The following is a 1,707-nucleotide window of genomic DNA, read 5'->3' on the forward strand; positions in this document are numbered from 1 at the left end:
AAAACATATACTAAAACACCTAAAAACCCTTTATAAATTTGACTTGGATTGTTCCCTAGGTTTTGTAGTTCAACATTAATTGCAAATAAATTCCACACTCTTGGTTTCCAGAAGACATAACAGTATATTGAAAATACAAGGTTGTAAATTGCAAAAGATCCCAGAATTACTAGAATAAAGCCAAAAACCATATCCATATTGCTGATAGAGAAATTGATCGATTTTGATAATACAATAATCAAATAAATAAACATTATTCCTCTTGGAAGCTGCTCAAAACCAAACTGTCTCATAGAAGCAAGAAATCTAGCATTTACAGGTTTCAATAACATAAAGTCTAATTCTCCACTATTAACTAAATATTGAAATCTTGTAATACTATTATGAAAAAATAGTTTATATACTGAATTGCTTAAACCAACCACCGATGTAAGCAAAACCATTTGCTCTCGATTCCATCCACCAATACTATCAACTTGAGAATATATCAGAAAAACCGTAGCGTATGAAATACCAGCCCACAAGAAATTAATCAAAATCCTGATGATAAAGTTTATCCTGAATTCCATTTCCCTAACCAGACAGATTTTTAGTATTGCATTGTAAAGAAAAAGATATCTTTTCATAATTTATGAACCATAAGCACTATATCTTCTTAGACCAACTTTCCAAATATACATTGAAGAAACAACAAATATCCCGACCCATATAAATCCTATCAATAAGACCTTATAGTAATCCTGCGAATTAATCTGATTAAAGATAATCTCTGCTGGCAAAGAAAATGTAAACCTAAATGGATTCAGTAATAGAATTCTCTCCACAAAAAACGGGAAAAAAGTTAGCGGAACAACTAAACCACTTAAAAATCTACTAAATATCCAATGAAAATCAGATAAAAAATATGATTCTAACCAAAAAAAGGTAAAGCATCCGATAAAGAAGTGAGATAAGAAGTTAATTGAGATTCCTATAAAAATAACTGGAATTAACTTTGCCAAATCTTCTATATCAAATGTAATAACTATGAAATTTTTAATAAAGATATATATTATTATTCCAATTAGAATTTGTGTAATCAAATTAATTAATTTATATGCGGTTTCCTGTAATATCAGATATTTTACATAACTTATTGGTTTTAGAAGAAAGTTCGAAAGACTTCCATCTCTAATATTTTTTCTTACATCCCAAAACACCCACCATCCGATAACTTGTGAATAAATAAACATAAAGAAGTAATATGAGACAAGTTCATTTTTGGTATATCCTCCAATAATATTTCTATTGCTCGCAAACCATACAACAATAATTCCAATTAAAGCAATACCGTTTGATATAGACCAGTTAAGTATAACCTCTTTCTCTGTAAGAATCTTTATCAAATGTAACTTGAATATTATTAAGTTCTTCCTCATATCCCATCAATGAAATGTTCATATTTTAACAAAAATATTGACAATCTGGAAAAACCGATATATTAAAAGACTCACTAGTATAGGTCTTGTTTACCTTTCCCCAAACTACGGCTGTAATGTAAATACATGAAGATTCTTTGGAATTAATCCCATTTGAAGACTTTAATTGCAATTACAAAACATACAATACCCCAGATTGAGAGACCTAAAAGTTCAGGTCCTATCTCAAGGATATCTTTTCCCTGATTCATTACAAGCCTCAAGCCATCTACAAAATATGTCAATGGGA

General features: G+C 29.5%; 2 protein-coding genes. Both read right to left on the bottom strand.

Features of this window, described 5'->3' with window-relative positions; translation table 11 throughout:
* On the bottom strand, positions 1-626 hold a 626-nt coding region (locus VLM92_RS02165), incomplete at its 3' end, for an ABC-2 family transporter protein (protein ID WP_325274712.1).
* 3 nt (positions 627-629) lie between these two features.
* Positions 630-1,418 carry an ABC transporter permease gene (locus tag VLM92_RS02170; RefSeq protein ID WP_325274713.1) on the bottom strand — a complete coding sequence of 263 codons (789 nt, stop codon included), beginning with the start codon at positions 1,416-1,418 and terminating at the stop codon, positions 630-632.
* Between the last annotated feature and the right edge of the window lie 289 nt (positions 1,419-1,707).

Origin of the sequence: Romboutsia sp., assembly GCF_035470145.1 — a bacterium.
GTDB lineage: Bacteria > Bacillota > Clostridia > Peptostreptococcales > Peptostreptococcaceae > Romboutsia_D.

What these genes read in the sequence shown, in the direction of transcription:
- VLM92_RS02170 (WP_325274713.1), bottom strand. Translation starts at nt 1,418, where the DNA reads ATGAGGAAGAACTTAATAATATTCAAGTTACATTTGATAAAGATTCTT.